Source organism: Paranoxybacillus vitaminiphilus, assembly GCF_003259935.1.
Lineage (GTDB): Bacteria > Bacillota > Bacilli > Bacillales > Anoxybacillaceae > Paranoxybacillus > Paranoxybacillus vitaminiphilus.
The window spans coordinates 279,128-297,293 of the sequence record NZ_QLMH01000002.1; the positions used below are offsets into that span (position 1 = coordinate 279,128).

At 40.8% G+C, this 18,166-nt stretch carries 18 protein-coding genes; 3 read left to right on the plus strand and 15 right to left on the minus strand.

The genetic code is table 11. The features are described from left to right. Nucleotides 1-113: 113 nt before the first annotated feature. Entirely contained in the window at nt 114-2,180 is a 2,067-nt protein-coding gene (locus tag B0I26_RS03905; protein ID WP_111644156.1) for a sigma-54 interaction domain-containing protein, read from the minus strand. A gap of 131 nt (nt 2,181-2,311) precedes the next feature. Between B0I26_RS03905 and B0I26_RS03910 the strand changes: the two genes are divergently transcribed. Beyond that, the gene (locus B0I26_RS03910) at nt 2,312-2,569 is read left to right on the plus strand and encodes a DUF2627 family protein (RefSeq protein ID WP_111644157.1); all 258 of its coding nucleotides are present in this window, start codon (nt 2,312-2,314) and stop codon (nt 2,567-2,569) included. 18 nt (nt 2,570-2,587) lie between these two features. Here the strand turns inward: B0I26_RS03910 and B0I26_RS03915 are convergent, their stop codons facing one another. Then, nucleotides 2,588-3,313: a glycerophosphodiester phosphodiesterase gene (locus B0I26_RS03915; RefSeq protein ID WP_111644158.1), complete on the minus strand. Its 726-nt coding sequence runs from the start codon at nt 3,311-3,313 to the stop codon at nt 2,588-2,590. A 113-nt stretch (nt 3,314-3,426) separates the two neighbouring features. Between B0I26_RS03915 and B0I26_RS03920 the strand changes: the two genes are divergently transcribed. After that, entirely contained in the window at nt 3,427-3,591 is a 165-nt protein-coding gene (locus B0I26_RS03920; RefSeq protein ID WP_111644159.1) for a YycC family protein, read from the plus strand. A 443-nt stretch (nt 3,592-4,034) separates the two neighbouring features. Here the strand turns inward: B0I26_RS03920 and B0I26_RS03925 are convergent, their stop codons facing one another. Further along, nucleotides 4,035-4,553: a DUF3231 family protein gene (locus tag B0I26_RS03925; protein ID WP_181502689.1), complete on the minus strand. Its 519-nt coding sequence runs from the start codon at nt 4,551-4,553 to the stop codon at nt 4,035-4,037. 218 nt (nt 4,554-4,771) lie between these two features. On the opposite strand from B0I26_RS03925, the gene B0I26_RS03930 reads away from it, so the two are divergent. Further along, nucleotides 4,772-5,008 (plus strand): WGxxGxxG family protein, encoded by a 237-nt coding sequence (locus tag B0I26_RS03930; RefSeq protein WP_111644161.1) that lies wholly within the window; start codon nt 4,772-4,774, stop codon nt 5,006-5,008. A 602-nt stretch (nt 5,009-5,610) separates the two neighbouring features. Here the strand turns inward: B0I26_RS03930 and spo0A are convergent. From spo0A to B0I26_RS03990, 12 genes are all read right to left on the minus strand, one after another. Further along, nucleotides 5,611-6,390, minus strand: a complete 780-nt coding sequence (gene spo0A / locus B0I26_RS03935) for a sporulation transcription factor Spo0A (protein ID WP_111644162.1) — start codon at nt 6,388-6,390, stop codon at nt 5,611-5,613. Between the two features lie 320 nt (nt 6,391-6,710). Further along, nucleotides 6,711-8,000 carry a SpoIVB peptidase gene (spoIVB, locus tag B0I26_RS03940; RefSeq protein ID WP_111644163.1) on the minus strand — a complete coding sequence of 430 codons (1,290 nt, stop codon included), beginning with the start codon at nt 7,998-8,000 and terminating at the stop codon, nt 6,711-6,713. Nucleotides 8,001-8,127: 127 nt separating this feature from the next. Then, the gene (gene recN / locus B0I26_RS03945; protein ID WP_111644164.1) at nt 8,128-9,849 is read right to left on the minus strand and encodes a DNA repair protein RecN; all 1,722 of its coding nucleotides are present in this window, start codon (nt 9,847-9,849) and stop codon (nt 8,128-8,130) included. 18 nt (nt 9,850-9,867) lie between these two features. Further along, nucleotides 9,868-10,320 (minus strand): transcriptional regulator AhrC/ArgR, encoded by a 453-nt coding sequence (gene ahrC / locus B0I26_RS03950; RefSeq protein WP_111644165.1) that lies wholly within the window; start codon nt 10,318-10,320, stop codon nt 9,868-9,870. Between the two features lie 216 nt (nt 10,321-10,536). Then, nucleotides 10,537-11,364, minus strand: coding sequence for a TlyA family RNA methyltransferase (locus B0I26_RS03955; RefSeq protein ID WP_111644166.1), 828 nt, complete (start codon nt 11,362-11,364; stop codon nt 10,537-10,539). A gap of 3 nt (nt 11,365-11,367) precedes the next feature. Further along, entirely contained in the window at nt 11,368-13,260 is a 1,893-nt protein-coding gene (dxs, locus tag B0I26_RS03960; protein ID WP_111644167.1) for a 1-deoxy-D-xylulose-5-phosphate synthase, read from the minus strand. A 264-nt stretch (nt 13,261-13,524) separates the two neighbouring features. After that, complete coding sequence (locus B0I26_RS03965; RefSeq protein WP_111644168.1) at nt 13,525-14,406, minus strand: polyprenyl synthetase family protein; 882 nt, start codon at nt 14,404-14,406, stop codon at nt 13,525-13,527. Nucleotides 14,407-14,409: 3 nt separating this feature from the next. After that, nucleotides 14,410-14,640, minus strand: coding sequence for an exodeoxyribonuclease VII small subunit (locus tag B0I26_RS03970; RefSeq protein WP_111644169.1), 231 nt, complete (start codon nt 14,638-14,640; stop codon nt 14,410-14,412). Then, complete coding sequence (xseA, locus tag B0I26_RS03975) at nt 14,633-15,988, minus strand: exodeoxyribonuclease VII large subunit (protein ID WP_111644170.1); 1,356 nt, start codon at nt 15,986-15,988, stop codon at nt 14,633-14,635. Before xseA ends, B0I26_RS03970 begins: the two co-directional genes overlap by 8 nt. A 15-nt stretch (nt 15,989-16,003) precedes the next feature. Beyond that, complete coding sequence (gene folD / locus B0I26_RS03980) at nt 16,004-16,870, minus strand: bifunctional methylenetetrahydrofolate dehydrogenase/methenyltetrahydrofolate cyclohydrolase FolD (protein ID WP_111644171.1); 867 nt, start codon at nt 16,868-16,870, stop codon at nt 16,004-16,006. A gap of 42 nt (nt 16,871-16,912) precedes the next feature. Continuing rightward, nucleotides 16,913-17,305 carry a transcription antitermination factor NusB gene (nusB, locus tag B0I26_RS03985; RefSeq protein ID WP_111644172.1) on the minus strand — a complete coding sequence of 131 codons (393 nt, stop codon included), beginning with the start codon at nt 17,303-17,305 and terminating at the stop codon, nt 16,913-16,915. Nucleotides 17,306-17,753: 448 nt separating this feature from the next. Continuing rightward, nucleotides 17,754-18,152 (minus strand): Asp23/Gls24 family envelope stress response protein, encoded by a 399-nt coding sequence (locus tag B0I26_RS03990; protein WP_111644173.1) that lies wholly within the window; start codon nt 18,150-18,152, stop codon nt 17,754-17,756. Between the last annotated feature and the right edge of the window lie 14 nt (nt 18,153-18,166).

The window sequence follows — 18,166 nt, forward strand, 5'->3', positions numbered from 1 at the left end:
GTAACATTTCAACTCGCACTATTTTTACATGCAAAAACCGTGCCAACTCAAACATATTGAAACCGTTTTACTTTATATTTTTGGTACATGCAATTTATTGCATTGTGCGCAATTTATTGCATGTTATTATTTGCAATTCCGTACTTTTCTAATTTGTAATATAGGTTGCGAATGGAAATACCTAACGCTTTTGCCGTTGCTGTTTTATTACCGTTATGTTTTCGCAACACACGCTCAATCATACGCGCTTCATATTCTTCCACCATCTCCGCTAATGTCCGCTCTTTATTGTCATCAAAATCAATTGCTAAATCATTTTCATTGCTAGGCATGCGCAATGCCGGAATATGTTTGACATCGATGAGCACTTCATTAAATTTCATAAAAATCATCGCTCTTCCTAAGACATTTTCTAATTCGCGGACATTTCCCGGCCAATCATACGATAAAAGATAGCGAATCGCGTCTTCTGTAAGCCCTTCTACATTTCGTCCGTAATCTTGGTTTAATTTTTGAATTAAATGCTGGCATAACGCTGGAATATCTTGCTTTCTTGCCCGCAATGGCGGAATATAAATCGGCATGCGGTTCAGACGATAGTAAAGATCTTCACGGAATGTACCATCAGCGATTGCTTTTTCTAAATGGACATTGGTCGCTGCAATGACGCGTACGTTAATCGGAATCGGCTTTGTGCCGCCAACGCGGACAATTTCCCCCTCTTGTAGTACACGCAACAGTTTTGCCTGCATATTCGCTGACAGTTCGCCAATTTCATCAAGAAAAATGCTGCCGTTATTGGCTTCTTCAAATAATCCCCGCTTTCCGCCACGTTTCGCTCCGGAAAACGCCCCTTCTTCATAACCGAACAGTTCGCTTTCTAATAACGATTCGGAAATCGCGGCACAGTTTACACGAATAAATTTGTTATACTTTCGGTCGCTTGCATTGTGAATCGCATGCGCAAATAGCTCTTTTCCAGTACCGGACTCACCGCGCAGCAAGATCGTTACGGGTGTTTTCGCGGCTAATTTTGCCTGCTCAATCGCGACCATCATTTCTTCTGATGTGCCGATAATATCCGCAAACGAATATTTCGCTTCAAGCGTTCGAATAATTTGCCGCGCCCGGTTCAACTCGTTTGTCAACCGCTGAATTTCTGAAACGTCATGAATGATGCCGACGCTTCCTTTTAAAATCCCATCAACAATAATCGGTGCAACATTGACAACAACATCTCGTTTTTTCGGTCCGACTTTCATACGTACGCCTCGCACGGGTCTTCTTGTTTTTAATACTTTCATATGCATACTTTCGCCTTCAGAAATATCAGCAGTAGCAGGTTTTCCGATTACTTGTTCCTCTGAAAGACCGGTTATTCTCGTATAGGCGGGATTAATCAATATCCCTTTCCCATGTTCATCAACAACCGAAATCGCCTCCTCAGAGGAATGAATAATCGCTTCAAGCATCATGCGGATTTCTTTTAAATTCGTTATTTCTTCAGCAAGCTGAACAAATTCGGTAATATCTTTAAACACAGCAAGAGCACCGAAGAGTCTCCCTGATTCGTCAATCATCGGAACACGTGTTGTAATAATTTTCCGTCCATTTCCTAATGTAAATTCTTGATGAACTTCTGTCACTTTTGTTTTCAATACCCTTGGTAAACCACTAGTTGGAATAACTTCTAAAATATGCTTTCCTATCGCATTCTCTTTCTCAACACTAATCATTTGCTCAGCGCTATCGTTTAAATGAGTAATATAACCAAATTCATCGACAACAATCATGCCGTCATGCGTGGAGTTAAAAATAAGATCGTGTCTATTCTTTTCATTTTTCAATTTGGCAATGAGTTGTTCTTTTTCTTCCACTAATTGCGCTGTAATATAGGCGACTTCTCCTGGAATAACAACCGTATTTTTCTTGCGCGTTTTGCGTATTTCTTTAAATACTTCGATATTCCCTGTCGCCTCGATGACAACATCAATATCTGCAGTTAAAAAAGGACGCCAATCGTGCCCCGTTTTAATATTCATCTCCCGAGCTAATAACATACCTGGCGCTTTTTCATTAATATCAATAATTGCAACGACTTCCATGATCTTTGTTTCTTTAAAAATTTTCAGCAATGCGGTACCGCCTTTACCAGCACCGACAATTAATACTTTTTTCATGGCTATCACCACTTCTTGCAAACTTTTGCATACACATTCATCTTAGCTGCATTTTCTTTTCTTGACAAATAAAATCAAACGTTTATCATTTTCTCAGACAATCATTTTTCCATGAAAGGGTTATTGAACTTATGCAACGAGTGATCGCATTAATCATTTTGCTCATTCCCGGCCTTTTAGCAGCGCTCGGCATCAAATGGATGCGGGATGCGTTATTTGGCATTTTGCAGCCGCCACTTCCGTTTCTTTGGCTTCAATTTCTGCTTGGTTTTCTTTTATTTTTAGCGGGCTTAGGTTTTGTCGGCGGTTTTATTTTGCATCGGGATCGAAAACGCAATAAAGTACAGCCAAGGTTTCAGCGGAAACAAAAAAACGGTCCGAACACTTAATGTTCAGACCGCTTTTCTTTATATGATTTTTAATACTTTTCTTGCCTTTTGCGGATAATCAGTAATAATGGCATCTACATGATAACTGAACATTTTCTTCATTACTGCTTCTTTATTAATTGTGAACGGCCGAACAGCGATTCCATGCTTATGTGCCTTGTGAATTAAAGATTCATTTACTGTTACATAGTAAGGATGCAAAGCTGATGCTCCTATAACTTGAACGTATTTCCATGGTTCATACAAACTTTCCATATATAACAGCGCTGTTTCAATTTCAGGAGCGATTCGGTGGCAGTGTGCCATACTGTTGTGGTTAAAAGACGAAAGAATAACACGCGTCTCCATTTTGTATTCTTTTATCATTTGAATGACTTGCTCTTCAAGCCTTTCATATTGAATGAATCCATTTTTCAGTTCAATATTGAACAATAGCCTTGTCTGCTTTCCCCACGATAACACTTCTTCTAATAAAGGAATCGGACAAAAACCGTATTGTCCGGCAAATTTATAGCTCGCGTCAAATTTTCGCAACTCACTATATGTAAATTCTTTTACCCACCCCGCTCCATTCGTTGTCCGGTCGATGGTTTCATCATGAATGACGACAATTTGCCCGTCTTTTGTCATTTGTACATCTAACTCAATCCCGTCTGCCCCTGCTCGTTCCGCCTCCCGGAATGAAGACATTGTATTTTCCGGATGTGTCCCCGCCGAGCCGCGATGTGCAAAAATTTTTGTCATATATCTGCTCCTTTCCTATACCTCTCACAATAAAAACTCATAATAAAAATATATGCCAAGCGCAACAAAAGTTTGCTATACTGTTAGTTACCATTAAACAAAGGAGAGATACAATGCGCCCTTTACAAATTTCATTGGAAACAGCACAAAAGCTATCGAAAGCATTAGGAATGCCGATCGAACAAATCATGCACATGCCACAGCATATTTTAGTGCAAAAATTGCTCGAATTCGAAAAACAAAATAAAGACAATAGAGCGGATAGTCCTAATCATTAGGCCTCCTATTCAACTAAAATCATTGTTTTATTTCCAAATGATATTTTCATGTGTTCATTTTCGAAGCAATCATAAATCCCTTATGTCGCCGTCTCCTGCTTGTGCCAAAAACGAAGGGAGCGACGACATTTTATTTTTTAGCATAACGATGTATATAAATAATAAGTGATTTGTTGTGGGTGAAAATTTATTTTTATATTTTTCCCCAAGTTCTTTCTTTACTTTTTTCTGTTAATTTAGCCTCTTGTTTATTATGTTCTTCTTCAAGTTCAATTCCATTTAGAGAATAGTTCGTCTTTCTCCCAATCAATCCACTCACCATACCTTTTTACTCAAAAAATCTTCTTTAGATAATCTTTATTGGAGTATCGCCGATAAGACTTTCTGCCTTCCATCTAAAGAGAAAGAGCCTCAGAAGTTAGAGGCTCTAAATGAAAACTTTTCTATACATGAGCAAGTTCTGGTGTCTTTACATGAAGTGGTGGAGGAATTAACCATCCTTTTTCTTTGTTTATTCGTAATAATCGTACACCATATTGTGCTTTTGTAACATGGAATTGACCAAACATCATGCCAATGTCTTCTCTAATGGACTGCCCCATAATTTGGCTACATGCAACTAGTCCTGCAGCAATATCTTTGGAAACGGAAGCAGCAATTTCAGGGTCGTTAAATCTAGCCCCAACAGGAATACTTTCTAATGCTGCTGTTGGTCTGTCAGGTGGTGTAGGTGGCAATCCAACTCCATTAACTTTTAGCAATTTTTCAACTTGTTCAATTTCTTGCTTCATGGCTTGAATAATGTCTTCAAGGAACTTTTTTAGATCCTCATCACCAGTGTGATTGATGAGTGTTTGGTACCCAGCTAAATAACCTTTTGTACCAGCAAGATAACTCCAAACACCGAACACTTCACCATAATGCATGGGTTCATTTTGCGGATTATCACTTAAAATTCCCATAATTGTCCTCCCTAGTTGAAGAATATTCATTGTGGAACTCCTTTTCTTAGTGGTTTGACCACATTTTCTATAATCTCTAAAAAAGACGGCGCTATTCGTCAATTAATAATGGGTGTTAAAGGTATATGTTCTAGTTTTAACCTAAGTGGTTTTATATACTTAACGAATAGTATCTAATAAAGCTGGAGACATTATTTATTGATGAAAGGAGGGAAACCATGAAGAAAAAATTATCCTTTATGTTGTGTACTTTCGCTTTAACTGTCATGTCTTTAGGCATGTCTGTCCATGCTGAAGATAATAACAATGATATGAATAGAGATAATGGGCCAATGACTCGAAATGTCACTACAACAACAGACACCAATGATAACGATACCAATTGGGAGTGGATTGGTTTATTAGGGTTACTAGGTCTGTTTGGTCTTAGAAGAAGAGAAAGAGAAGCTCGTTAATACAAAGTTGGAACAGTGATTAAGGGATAGAAAAATGGCTAAATAGCAATTACCTTAAGTTAAAAATCTAAACAAATTTGACAATAAGTTTAAAAGCAAACGTTAAAACCATATACTAAAGGCTCTATTTATTTAATTTCTTCCTTGACCCTTGAAACTTTACGTTTTAAGGGTTTTCATGTAGAGATACGGACAACATTTTGATTGACATAATGTTAGCGAAATTCCTTTTGTAAAATCATTCCCTTTTTGAACGAACTCCTATGGCAGTAACATATCAAGACAAAATACTCCCCAAAAACAAAAGAATTAAAGGTATACACAGTATTTTCCACAGATCTCATTTTTACTTGAGTGGAACGGGAAAGACCCCAGCTATAACGATTGAAATTTTTGTCCTTTTTTCGCCGTGAAAAAATCCCCTCCAAGTATAGTGTAACATCCCTCATTTGAAATGCGGGTTTTTTACACCGTCTACTTAAAGGGGATAATCTCAATTCATTATGCAAAAAGTTTACCGGTTTAGAAATCGGTATTTAGTTAGTATAAATCCGAAGAATTGGTTGACTTTGATAATGCCACAACCCTTATTCCACACACTCTCAACTCGCTTTATGCTCAAGTCTCAGCTTATCCGCCACCATCGCGATAAATTCGCTGTTTGTCGGTTTGGCTTTGGACATGCTGACGGTGTAGCCGAATAGGGAAGAAATGGACTCAATGTTGCCGCGGCTCCACGCGACTTCGATGGCATGGCGAATCGCCCGCTCGACGCGGCTTGCAGTTGTGTTATATTTTTTCGCGATATCCGGATAAAGCACTTTTGTAATCGAACCTAATAATTCGATGTCGTTATATACCATGGAAATCGCTTCACGTAAATATAAATACCCTTTAATATGTGCCGGGACACCGATTTCATGAATGATGCTTGTAATGCTGGCATCAAGGTTTTTCGGTTTATTTTCCCGCACTTGATAAGTGGTCGGCTTTTTCAAAATTGGCGTTGTTTTGTCATGGATTTGGCGAATGCGGGTCACTAAATTTTCCATATCGAATGGTTTGAGAATAAAATAAGCAGCCCCTAAGTCGACTGCTTTTTTCGTGACATCTTCCTGTCCGAAAGCAGTGAGCATAATCACATTTGGCTGTTTTTCCTTTTGCATGCGGATTTTTTCAAGCACAGCAAGACCGTCAATGTGCGGCATAATAATATCTAAAACGAGCACATCCGGCTTTTTCTCGTCAAGCATATATAAGCAGTCTTGCCCGTTATAAGCAACACCGATTACTTCCATATCATCCTGGTTGGAGATGTATTCTTCTAAAAGGCTTACTAGTTCCCGGTTATCATCGACGATACACACTTTAATCTTGCTCACGCAAATCTTCCTCCCCTAATTCCGTTTGTTAAAATCATTTAAACGAATTTTATTTTCTAGCTAATATTCTAATAGAACAATTCGACGTTGCAATAAAAAATCCTCTAATTTTTCGAAAAATAGTAAAAAAATAAGTATTTCAAGAATTTTCACCAAAAACCTCTTATATTCGACGAAATTAGGTGTTTGACAAGATTTTGTTTATTTTGTTTGTCGAAACATCTTTACACTCCTATTTTAAATGAATTTACATCAAATATCTATGCAAAATCCGGTAAATTATTGACTTCTTTTTCTTGATAACAAAAAACGAGCTATCATTAGCTCGCTTTTTGTGCAGAGTTCGCATAAATATCAATTCCTGCTTCGTTCAGCATCCATTCAATATGAACCCCATATCCAGAAGTCGGATCGTTCACAAATACATGGGTGACTGCTCCAATCAATTTTCCGTCTTGAATAATCGGACTTCCGCTCATCCCTTGTACAATTCCGCCTGTTTTCTTTAATAGACGCGGATCCGTCACTTTAATAACGATTCCTTTCGTTGCCGGAAATTTTTGCGGCACTGAACTGACAATCTCTATATCAAATTCTTCGACTTTATCGTCTTCCACGACAGTTAAAATTTTTGCTTTTCCTTCTTTCACTTGATGGGACAGAGCAATCGGAATCGCTTTGTCTAATACACCGTTCTCGATCGGCTTGGATAACGTTCCAAATATCCCAAACGGACTGTTATTTGTAATGTTCCCAATTACTTCCTTATCACTTGAAAATCTCGCTAATTTTTCCCCGGGATTTCCCGTGCTTCCTTTCTCAATCGAAGTAACCATTGATTTCATAATTTGTCCATCTTCAACGACAATGGGCTTTTTCGTATCCATATCGGAAATGACGTGACCAAGAGCTCCGTATTTTTTGGAGATAGGATCGTAAAATGTCATTGTTCCAATTCCAGCAGCAGAATCGCGAATATATAAACCGATGCGATAAGCGTGATCATGTTTGTCTTTTAATGGAATTAATTGTGTCTCAAATGTACGATTGTCGCGGGAAATTTCTAAATTCAGCGTTTTTCCGGTTTTTCCTGATTCTTGAATAAATGGTGAGACATCATTCATATTTTCGATTTTCTTTCCATTTATTTTTGTAATGATATCACCGACTTGAATTCCGGCAATTTCCCCTGGAGATTTTTTTCCTTGTTCTGTCTCAACAAGATGGTGGCCAACAACGAGAACGCCTAACGTATTTAATTTAACCCCGATCGATTGTCCCCCGGGAATTACTTTATAATTAGACAGCACTTTCACATTGACTTGCTTGATTGGTAAGCCGGCCATTTGCAAGATCATGTCGTCTTCACCGCTTTCTTTTGCTTGGATGGAAAGCGATTGACTTTGTTCCGTCACTTCAACAGAATGCTGATTGCTTTTTACGTTTGCTTGGACTGGAAGCGCGGAAGCAAAACGCACTGTTTCCCCTTCAAACATAACAAGCTGCTTCGGTATGCGAATATAGTCTTTGATTGGCTTTGACAAGCCGATAGCAATTAATGAAACAAGGAGAAATGCACCTATGGTTTTTCGTATCGTCTCTGCGTTCAAACTTTTTCACTCTCCTCGCTCCCACCTACACCTTCGGTAATTTTGGCTACAGTTTTAATTTTGCCTTAATCCAAATTAAATATAATCGCTTTTAAAGCAAAAAAAGCTACCCATATTGGGTAGCCTTTCATTGTTTGATTTTTGTTGCTAATTCAAGCAGTTCTTTCGCATGTTCTTTTGTTAAATCTGTAATTTCAACCCCTGAAATCATCCGGCCGATTTCCTTAATTTTTTCTTCCTCAGACAATACTTTGACAGAAGTCTTTGTACGATTATCCACCGTTTCTTTTGAAATGAACAAATGCGTATCAGCCATCGCAGCTACCTGCGGCAAATGCGAAATGCAAAGCACTTGTGAGTTAACAGAAACACGGTAAATTTTTTCCGCAATCGCCTGAGCGACGCGGCCGCTCACACCCGTATCCACCTCATCGAAAATAATGGACGTAACTCCTTGATGCTTTGAAAAAATGCTCTTCATTGCCAGCATAATTCGTGACAGTTCACCGCCTGAAGCAACCTTTGCCAGAGGTTTGAGCGGCTCTCCCACATTGGTCGAAATATAAAATTCAACGATATCGACACCATCACGATGAAATTTTACCGGAATGCCGTCAAGCAGCGGATCGTCGATCGAACCTTCCCGCTTTGTAAAAACGATATCAAACCGGGTTTTCTCCATGTATAAATCTTTCAGCTCTTGATGAATGCTATCAATAAGAATTTTCGCATATTTCTTGCGCACGTCCGTAACATTTTTCGCTTCAACTAATAAATCTTCCGTTACTGATTCAAGCTCTTTCTGCAATTTATGAATATGACTGTCACGATGCTCGATTGTATCAATTTCTTCCGCAATTTTTTCGGCATATTCAAGAATATCGGAAACCGTGCGGCCGTATTTTCGTTTTAGATGGTTGATTTCATTGAGACGGCTTTCAATAAAATCAAGACGTTCTGGATCATATTCAAGTTGCTCGAGCTGATCGCGAAGCTTATAGGCTGTTTCTTCCATTAAATAGTAGCTGTTAGAAATGGTTTCATATGCTTCTTTTAAAGCGGGATCCATATCCATTACATCATCTAAATGGCTCATTGCCAGTCCTATCCAATCAAGTCCGCGCTGTTCGCCGAATAAGGCTTCATAACTATTTTTTAACGCTTGATATATTTTCTGGAAGTTCATGATTTTTACTTTTTCTTCCATCAACTCTTCATCTTCATTCGGCTTTAACTGCGCCTTTTGAATTTCGTCTAATTGGAATGTGAGTAAATCAAGGCGATGAGCCATTTGCTGTTCGTTTTCGTTCAGCTTTTGCAGCTGTTTTTTCAGCTGTTCATATTTTTTATATACCGCTTGATATTCTTCAAGAGCGGAAGCAATTTCACTGCCGCCATACTGGTCTAGTAACGGGAGATGTTTTTCCGGGTCCATCAGTTCTTGATGTTCGTGCTGGCCGTGAATGTCAACGAGTGTGGCACCAATTTCTCGTAACACGGCAATCGTGACAAGTTTGCCATTGACGCGGCATATACTCTTGCCGTGAACAGAAATTTCCCGGCGGAGCACGACCATCCCTTCGCTAATATCAATGCCAAATTCCGCACACTTTTCATAACACGGATGCGTTTCATCCTCTAATAAAAACAAGCCTTCAATTTCTGCTTTCGTTTCGCCATAACGGACAAATTCTGCGGATCCGCGGCCGCCGACAAGCAGGTGGATGGCATCGATAATAATCGATTTCCCGGCTCCTGTTTCCCCGGTTAAAACGGTTAAGCCTTTTTCAAAAGAAATAGAAAGAGTTTCGATAATCGCAAAATTTTTAATGGATAATTCCGCTAGCAATGTGGAATCACACCTCTTTTATAACATTTCTAGCAAACGTTTCGAAATGGTTTCTGTATCCTCTGGAGTACGGCAGATGATTAGGCATGTATCATCCCCGCAAATCGTGCCGACGATTTCACCCCAATCAAGGTTATCAAGCAAAGCGCCAATCGCATGGGCATTTCCCGGCAGTGTTTTCATGACTAGCAAATGACCGGCTCCGTCAATTTTCACAAAGGCATCCATAAGCGCCCGCTTTAATTTTTGCAATGGATTAAATCGCTGTTGATCTGCCGGCAAACTGTATTTATATCGTCCGTTTGCCATCGGCACTTTTACGAGATGCAATTCTTTAATATCTCTTGATACAGTTGCCTGTGTGACGTTAAAGCCTGCTTGTTTTAGCATATCCACTAATTCATCTTGTGTTTCAATCTCATAATTTGTAATAATTTCACGAATTTTAATATGTCTCTGTCCCTTATTCAAATTCAACACCTCGCCATCTGAATCGAAAACCGGTTAACACTTTCTTATTATTATGATAATCATCCTAAAGTATCTATACAATGTATAGTACCCATAAAAGAGGCTGACTCATCAGTGTCTGACCTCACGCGCAACCCACAATATATACATTGTTTATGTCCTATATATTATAGTTGCGGGGTCTGACACTCTGCTTTCGGTCAGCCTCTTTGATGTTTAATTTATTTTTAATTGTCGATGCGCTTCCGCCACAATTTTTTGCGGTTGAAATGATAACAAGTTTTCTCCGCGCTCTTTTTCTCCGCTCCAGCGAAGATGAAGCAAAAACTCAATGTTTCCGTCTCCGCCCGTAATTGGGGAATAAGATAAGTCAACAACATCATAGCCTTCGTGAATCGCAAAATGAATAATCTCTTCAAGCACCATCTCATGAACTTTCGCGTCACGGACAATCCCTTTTTTGCCTACAAACTCTTTTCCGGCCTCAAATTGCGGTTTTACTAATGCGACAACATCACTTCCGGAAACGAGTACCGTTTTAAGCACCGGCAAGATGAGTTTAAGTGAGATAAACGACACGTCAATGGTCGCGAATTCAGGAAGCCCTTTTGTAAAATCCGCCGGTGTTGCGTAACGGAAATTCATTCGTTCCATCACAACAACCCGTTCATCTTGGCGAAGCTTCCACGCTAATTGGTTATAACCGACATCAAGCGCATACGACATTTTTACCCCATGCTGCAGCGCGCAATCGGTAAAGCCGCCGGTTGATGCGCCAATATCAAGCATAATTTTGTCTTTAATATCAAGCTGGAATGTCTTTAACGCTTTTTCAAGCTTCAGTCCGCCGCGGCTGACATACGGTAAAACGTCTCCCTTGACGGTAAGCGGTATATCAACAGGTACTTTTTCACCAGGCTTGTCTAAGCGCATTTCATTTGAATAGACAAGTCCTGCCATAATCGCGCGTTTTGCTTTTTCACGTGATTCTGCCAAGCCGCGCTCTACTAGTAATACATCTAATCGCTCTTTCTTTGTTTTCATACCTCATGCCCTTTTTTGTTTTCTTGGTATCATCGTTTGTATACGTTCCATCACATGTGCAGTTGTTAAGCCGATTTCTTGTAATAATTCTTTGACGCTGCCATGTTCAATAAAGCGATCTGGAATGCCCATTCGATCAATAACAGCATGATGATAACCTTGATCGTGGGCAAACTCCAGAACCGCACTGCCAAATCCGCCTTGCAGCACCGCTTCTTCAATCGTTAAAATCGGCATATTCGTTTGCAAAATTTCATGCAGCATTTTTTCATCCATCGGTTTGATAAATCTCGCGTTGACTACTTTAACAGAAATATTTTCTTTTGCCAGCTTTTCCGCTGCTTCGAGCGCCATTGGAATCGTCGTACCAAACGTTAAAATGGCAATATCTCGTCCTTCGCGCAATACTTCCCATGTGCCAATTGGAATTTGTTTTAATTCCTCATCTAATTTGACGCCAAGACCATTACCGCGCGGGAAGCGAAGCGCAATCGGACCATCGTCGTATTTAATGGCGGTATATACCATATGCTGGCCTTCATTTTCATCTTTTGGCATCATTAATACAATATTTGGCACATGGCGTAAAAAAGCAATATCAAATACACCTTGGTGTGTTTCTCCGTCAGCGCCAACTAAACCAGCGCGGTCAATCCCAAAAAAGACGTTTAAGTTTTGCCGGCACACATCATGGACAACTTGGTCATATGCCCGCTGCAAAAAGGTTGAATAAATCGCTAAAAACGGTTTCATTCCTTGCGTCGCAAGCCCCGCCGCCAGCGTTGTCGCATGCTGTTCGGCAATCCCCACGTCATACATGCGATTCGGAAATTCGCTCGCAAAGCCTTCCAGCTTTGAACCGACCGGCATTGCCGGGGTAATCGCTACAATTCGGTCATCTTCGCGGGCTAGCTTACGCACCGTTTCACTGATGAGTTCGCTCCATGACGGTGGTGCGTTAACAGGCTTAACAAAATCACCCGTTTCAATTTTATACGGCCCCGTGCCGTGCCACGTCCCGACTTTATCGTTCTCAGCCGGGTGATAGCCTTTTCCTTTTTTCGTAATGACATGCAGCAGCACCGGACCTTTTGTTTTCTTGGCATAATGCAAGTTCTCAAGCAGATCGTCAAAATTATGGCCGTCAACCGGTCCGAAATAAGTGAACCCTAATTCTTCAAAAAATACACCAGAGACGAGCAAATATTTGAGACTGTCTTTAATGCGTTCTGCCGTTGCGGCAAGCTTGCCGCCAACAGCCGGAATTTTTTTCAAAAGCATCTCAAGCTCATCTTTCACCCAGTGATATTTGCCGGCCGTGCGCAAACGGCCAAGCACGTTATGGAGGGCTCCGACATTTGGAGCAATCGACATTTCATTATCGTTTAATACGACAATCATATCTTTCTTTTCATGTCCAATATGGTTCAATGCCTCAAGCGCCATGCCGCCTGTTAACGCTCCATCGCCAATAATCGGGATAATGTATTCATTCGTTCTCTTTAAATCGCGGGCGATTGCCATTCCCATGGCTGCTGAGAGCGATGTCGAGCTATGTCCAGTTTCCCATACGTCATGTTCGCTTTCGCTCCGCTTTGGAAAACCGCACAGTCCTTTATATTGGCGAAGCGTATCAAATTCACAGGCCCGTCCTGTTAAAATTTTATGAACATATGATTGGTGGCCGACATCCCATAAAAATTTATCTTTTGGGCTGTCAAACACTTTATGAAGCGCAATCGTCAGCTCTACTACTCCTAAATTCGGCCCGATATGTCCGCCTGTTTTTGACAGCTTTTCAATGAGAAACTGGCGAATATCAGCGCTTAGCTGAACAAGCTCTTCCGTAGACATTGATTTTAAAAAACGCGGATTTTTAATTTTTGTTACATCCAAACGAGATCACTCGCTTTCATCGCATACTTTGTTACGTGCTGGTATAGTACAGGTATTATCTATTATTATACATGCAAATAGGGGAATACATGAATAAAAACCGCCCCATTTCCATCATTCTCAACGTAAAAAGTGTAACCTAAACACCCCAAGGCGAAAAAAGAGCCGCTCACACAACAAGTGTAACGGCTTTACACAAGACACTCTCTTCTATATTATAAATATACCACAAAAAAAATGAATCGACAATTGACCGCCAATGGCTTAATGATCGCGTGTGGCAATTAAGTCGCAAATGTAATGAAGCACGTCGTCAGCAATTTGCGTTTCCCGCAAATAACGTTTTGCTTCTTCAATGTGATAAGCTAATTTTTCTTTTGCCCCATCAAGTGTCAGCAGAGATGGATACGTGACCTTTTTGTTTTCGATATCGCTTCCGACCGGTTTGCCGATTTTCTCTTCTGTGCCTTCAATGTCAAGAATATCATCGCGAATTTGAAAAGCAAGTCCTAAATGATAGGCAAACTGGCTTAGTTGTCTGATTTGCTGTTCAGACGCTCCGGCCAATATCGCACCGGCTATAATACTGTACTGTAACATTCTGCCCGTTTTGTTTTGGTGAATATATTCAAGTTCGTCTAAAGACAACTGCTTACCTTCCCCTTGCATATCTGCCACTTGACCTGCGACCATTCCTTCAGGTCCCGCTGCTTTCGCCAGTTCGCTAATCAATTTTATTTTTATTTCCGGTGTCACATCTTGGTGGTCCATCTCGGCAATGACTTGAAAGCTATATGTCAAAAGTCCGTCTCCGGCCAATATCGCCATTGCTTCCCCAAACACTTTATGGTTCGTCGGTTTGCCGCGGCGCAAATCATCATTATCCATGCTTGGCAAGTCATCGTGAATGAGCGAATAAGTATGAATCATTTCAATCGCACACGCTACAGGCAAACCCAATTCCACTTCTTTGCCAAACGCCTTTAACGTCGCAAGCAAAAGAAGCGGACGAATACGTTTTCCGCCTGCTTTCAGTGAATAGATCATTGCTTGCTTAATGATTTCCGGAGCGTCCAAATGTTCCACGTATAAAGGAAGCTGTCTGTCAACAAGCTGTTTATTTTCCCGCAAAAATTGTTCTACCAACGTTTACTCCTCCTGAATCGCGAACGGCTCTAACTCTCCGTCTTCCCGCAAAATATATTCCATTTGTTTTTCAACATGCTGCAGTTTATCATGGCAAAGCTTCGACAGCCTCATTCCTTCTTGAAAAAAAGAAATCGCTTTTTCAAGAGGGACATCGCCTTCTTCAAGTTTTTCGACGATTTCCTCAAGCTGTGCCATCGCTTCTTCAAATGTTAGTTCTTTTTCTTCACTCATATAGTTTCTCCTCCTCAATACCCCACACTTGGCAATCAAGCTGGCCATCTTGCAGGCGCACTTTAATGGAATCACCAGGTTCGAGCTGATGAATGCTTTTTACAAGCTGTTGTTTCTGATCATAAACTAAGCTGTAGCCGCGTTCCATAATTTTTAATGGACTTAATACTTGCAATTTTGATAATAGAGAAGTAAACAGTAATTGTTTTTGCTTGAAAATCGTTTGCATTTCCCTTTCCAGCGATTTGGCGAGCACTTGTTGTTTCTCCGCTGCTTTTTTCAACTTTTCTGCCGGGTGATGTTTTTGTAAATGAAGATGATATTGCTGCCAGCGTTCGCGTTTTTGTTCAATAAGCCGCATCGTTTGCCGTTCCAGCCGCTCCATTAACATATCCAGCTGCTGTTCTTTTTGCTCATACAGCTTTTTTGGATAGCGAAACGCATACGACTTCTGAACTCTTGCGAGACGTTCAGATTCGTGCGTTAGTTTCTCTTTCATCGCACGAATTAAGCGGACTTTCCGCTGCGCTAACCGCTCAAGCAATTCCGTTAAATGCGGTACTGCCAATTCAGCCGCTCCCGTCGGTGTCGGCGCCCGCAAATCGGCAACAAAATCGGCAATGGTAAAATCCGTTTCATGACCGACGGCAGAAATGATTGGGACGTTGGAAGCGAAAATCGCCCGCGCGACACTTTCTTCATTAAAAGCCCACAACTCTTCAATAGAGCCGCCGCCGCGGCCAACGATGAGCACATCCAGATAACCAAGTTCGTTCGCCTTTTCAATCGAACGCACAATGGAAGGGGCCGCCTGCTCACCTTGAACGAGCGTCGGCAGCAAGATGACTTTCGCAATTGGGTAACGGCGGCGAATCGTTGTCATAATATCGCGAATCGCTGCTCCTGTCGGCGAAGTAACAACACCGACATAACGGGGAAATTTCGGAATGGGTTTTTTATGCTCCGGAGAAAATAATCCTTCCTCTTCGAGACGTTTTTTCAATTGCTCATAGGCCAAATATAAATTACCGATGCCCTCCGGTTGCATTTCTTTGACATACACTTGATAGTTGCCGCTTGGCTCATAGACGGAAATCTCGCCGCGTACCAGCACTTTCATGCCATTTTCCGGACGAAAGGCTAAATACCGGTTATATCCGGCAAACATCACCGCCTGAATGCGGGCATTTTCATCTTTGAGTGTAAAATACATGTGACCGCGCGTGTGATAGGTGAAGTTCGAAATTTCCCCTTTAATCCATAAATCTTGTAAATGCGGGTCAACTTCAAACTTGCGCTTAATGTATTTCGTAAGAGCTGTCACTGTTACATATTTTATGTCTGACACGTTGAAAAACCTCGCTTACTGATGAGCTTTCTCACGTCTGCTTTCACGCGCAGCTTGAACGGTATTATGAAGCAGCATCGTAATCGTCATCGGACCGACCCCTTTTGGCACCGGTGTAAGGTAGCCTGCCACTTCTTTGACTTCATCAAAATTCACGTCACCGCACAGCTTTCCATTTTCTAAACGGTTCACCCCGACGTCAATAACAATCGCGCCTTTTTTCACATGTTCGGCGCCGATTAAGTTAGGTTTGCCAACCGCGACAATTAAAATATCTGCTTGACGCGTCATCTCTGCTAAGTTCTTCGTTTTTGAATGGCAATAAGTGACAGTCGCATTTTCTTTTAAAAACAGCTGTCCGACCGGCTTGCCGACAATGTTGCTGCGGCCGATGACAACAACGTGTTTTCCAGCAATTTCCACTCCTAATGATTGCACCATATATAAAATGCCATATGGCGTACACGGAAGGAACGCTTTTTGACCAGCGATCATCCGTCCAATATTAAGCGGGTGAAAACCATCAACATCTTTCTCTGGAGCAATTTTTTCGATGACATTCAGTTCATTAATTTGTCTTGGGAGCGGGAGTTGTACTAAAATACCGTGTATGGAATCGTCTTCGTTGAGCCGCTCGATTTGCTCCAATAAAAACGGTTCTGTAATCGTATCGGGAAACTCTAATAGCACAGAACGAATGCCGATTTCCTCACATGCTTTTTGCTTTGCTTTCACATAAGAACGAGACGCAGGATTATCACCGACAAGAACAACAGCTAATCCCGGTTCGATTCCTGCGTTTTTTAACTGCTGTACTTCTTTCGCTAATTGTGCGCGTTTTTCTTTGGCCAACTCTGTCCCGCTAATAATCTGTGCCGTCATTTTGACAACTCCCCTCTCATATATATATATCATTTATTTATTCTATAATTCTAAAGCATTTTTCACTTTTGAAAGTACTCCATTAACAAAGCGGCTTGATTTGTCATCACCAAACTTTTTCGCCAGCTCAATGGCTTCATCCATCGTTACACTTACAGGGATATCATCGATATATTTCATTTCGTATGCAGCCATACGCAAAATGGAGCGATCAACATTTGCTACTCGTTCTAATCTCCATTTTTCAAGATTATCACGCAGCAGTTGGTCAATTTCCTCTTGATGATTTACAACCCCGAATACAAGTTGGCGAAGAAACGAATCGATTTCCTCTTCATCCACCACATTTTTGATTGCTTCCTCTGGGTCAATTCCCCCTACATCTACTTGAAAGAGGGCTTGTAATGCTTTTTCTCTTGCTGTATGTCGTTTCATCCTGTTAACTCCTTTTACTCATATTGTCGAACGTTTATATGATGATAATACCATATTTTCGTGGTAAGCGATATAATAATCCGTACAAACTATAGATAAACCTTTTGAAATAATCGTTTTTTCTAAAAACAGTAAACAGTGGCGATCACTGTTTCTCTTATTTAGCATCATCTTAAAATAAATTCCTTTACATGTGCAGCCTTATGAAAACGGAAGGTCCATTCCGATTGAGAACAGCAAATATATTTGCCAAATTTGAAAGCAGAGCGCACAGCTTCATGTTAAGCGCAAAACGTCACCCTTAAGATAACAAACTTTTACGAAAAAAACAAAAGGAGCTGACCTAAATGTAAAATGTCAGCCCTCCTGAACGATAATATATAGAACATAGCAATGGACAAAATACGATAGCGAGGCCAGACACTTATCGATCAGCCCTCTGTCTTATTTACTGCTCGCTTTCCGGCTCGGCTTTTGGAGAATCGAATTGAATGCCGACGATGTGGACATTAATTTCATTCGTTTCTAACCCTGTCATATTCAATAATGCTTGACGAATATTTTCTTGCACCTTTTTGGCAACGTTCGGAATCGAGACACCAAAACGAACTAGGCAGTAAACATCGATCGTAATTCCTTCTTCTTTTAAATCAACTTTTACACCTTTGCCGTGGTTTTTCTTTCCTAAACGCTCAACGACGCCAGTAGCAAAGTTACCGCGCATCTGCGCTACACCGTCAACTTCGGAAGCCGCAATTCCTGCAATGACTTCAATCACTTCAGGTGCGATTTCTACTTTTCCTAATGCATTCGTTTCTTGTTCCATTTCAAACACATGCTCTGACATGAGGGCGCACCTCC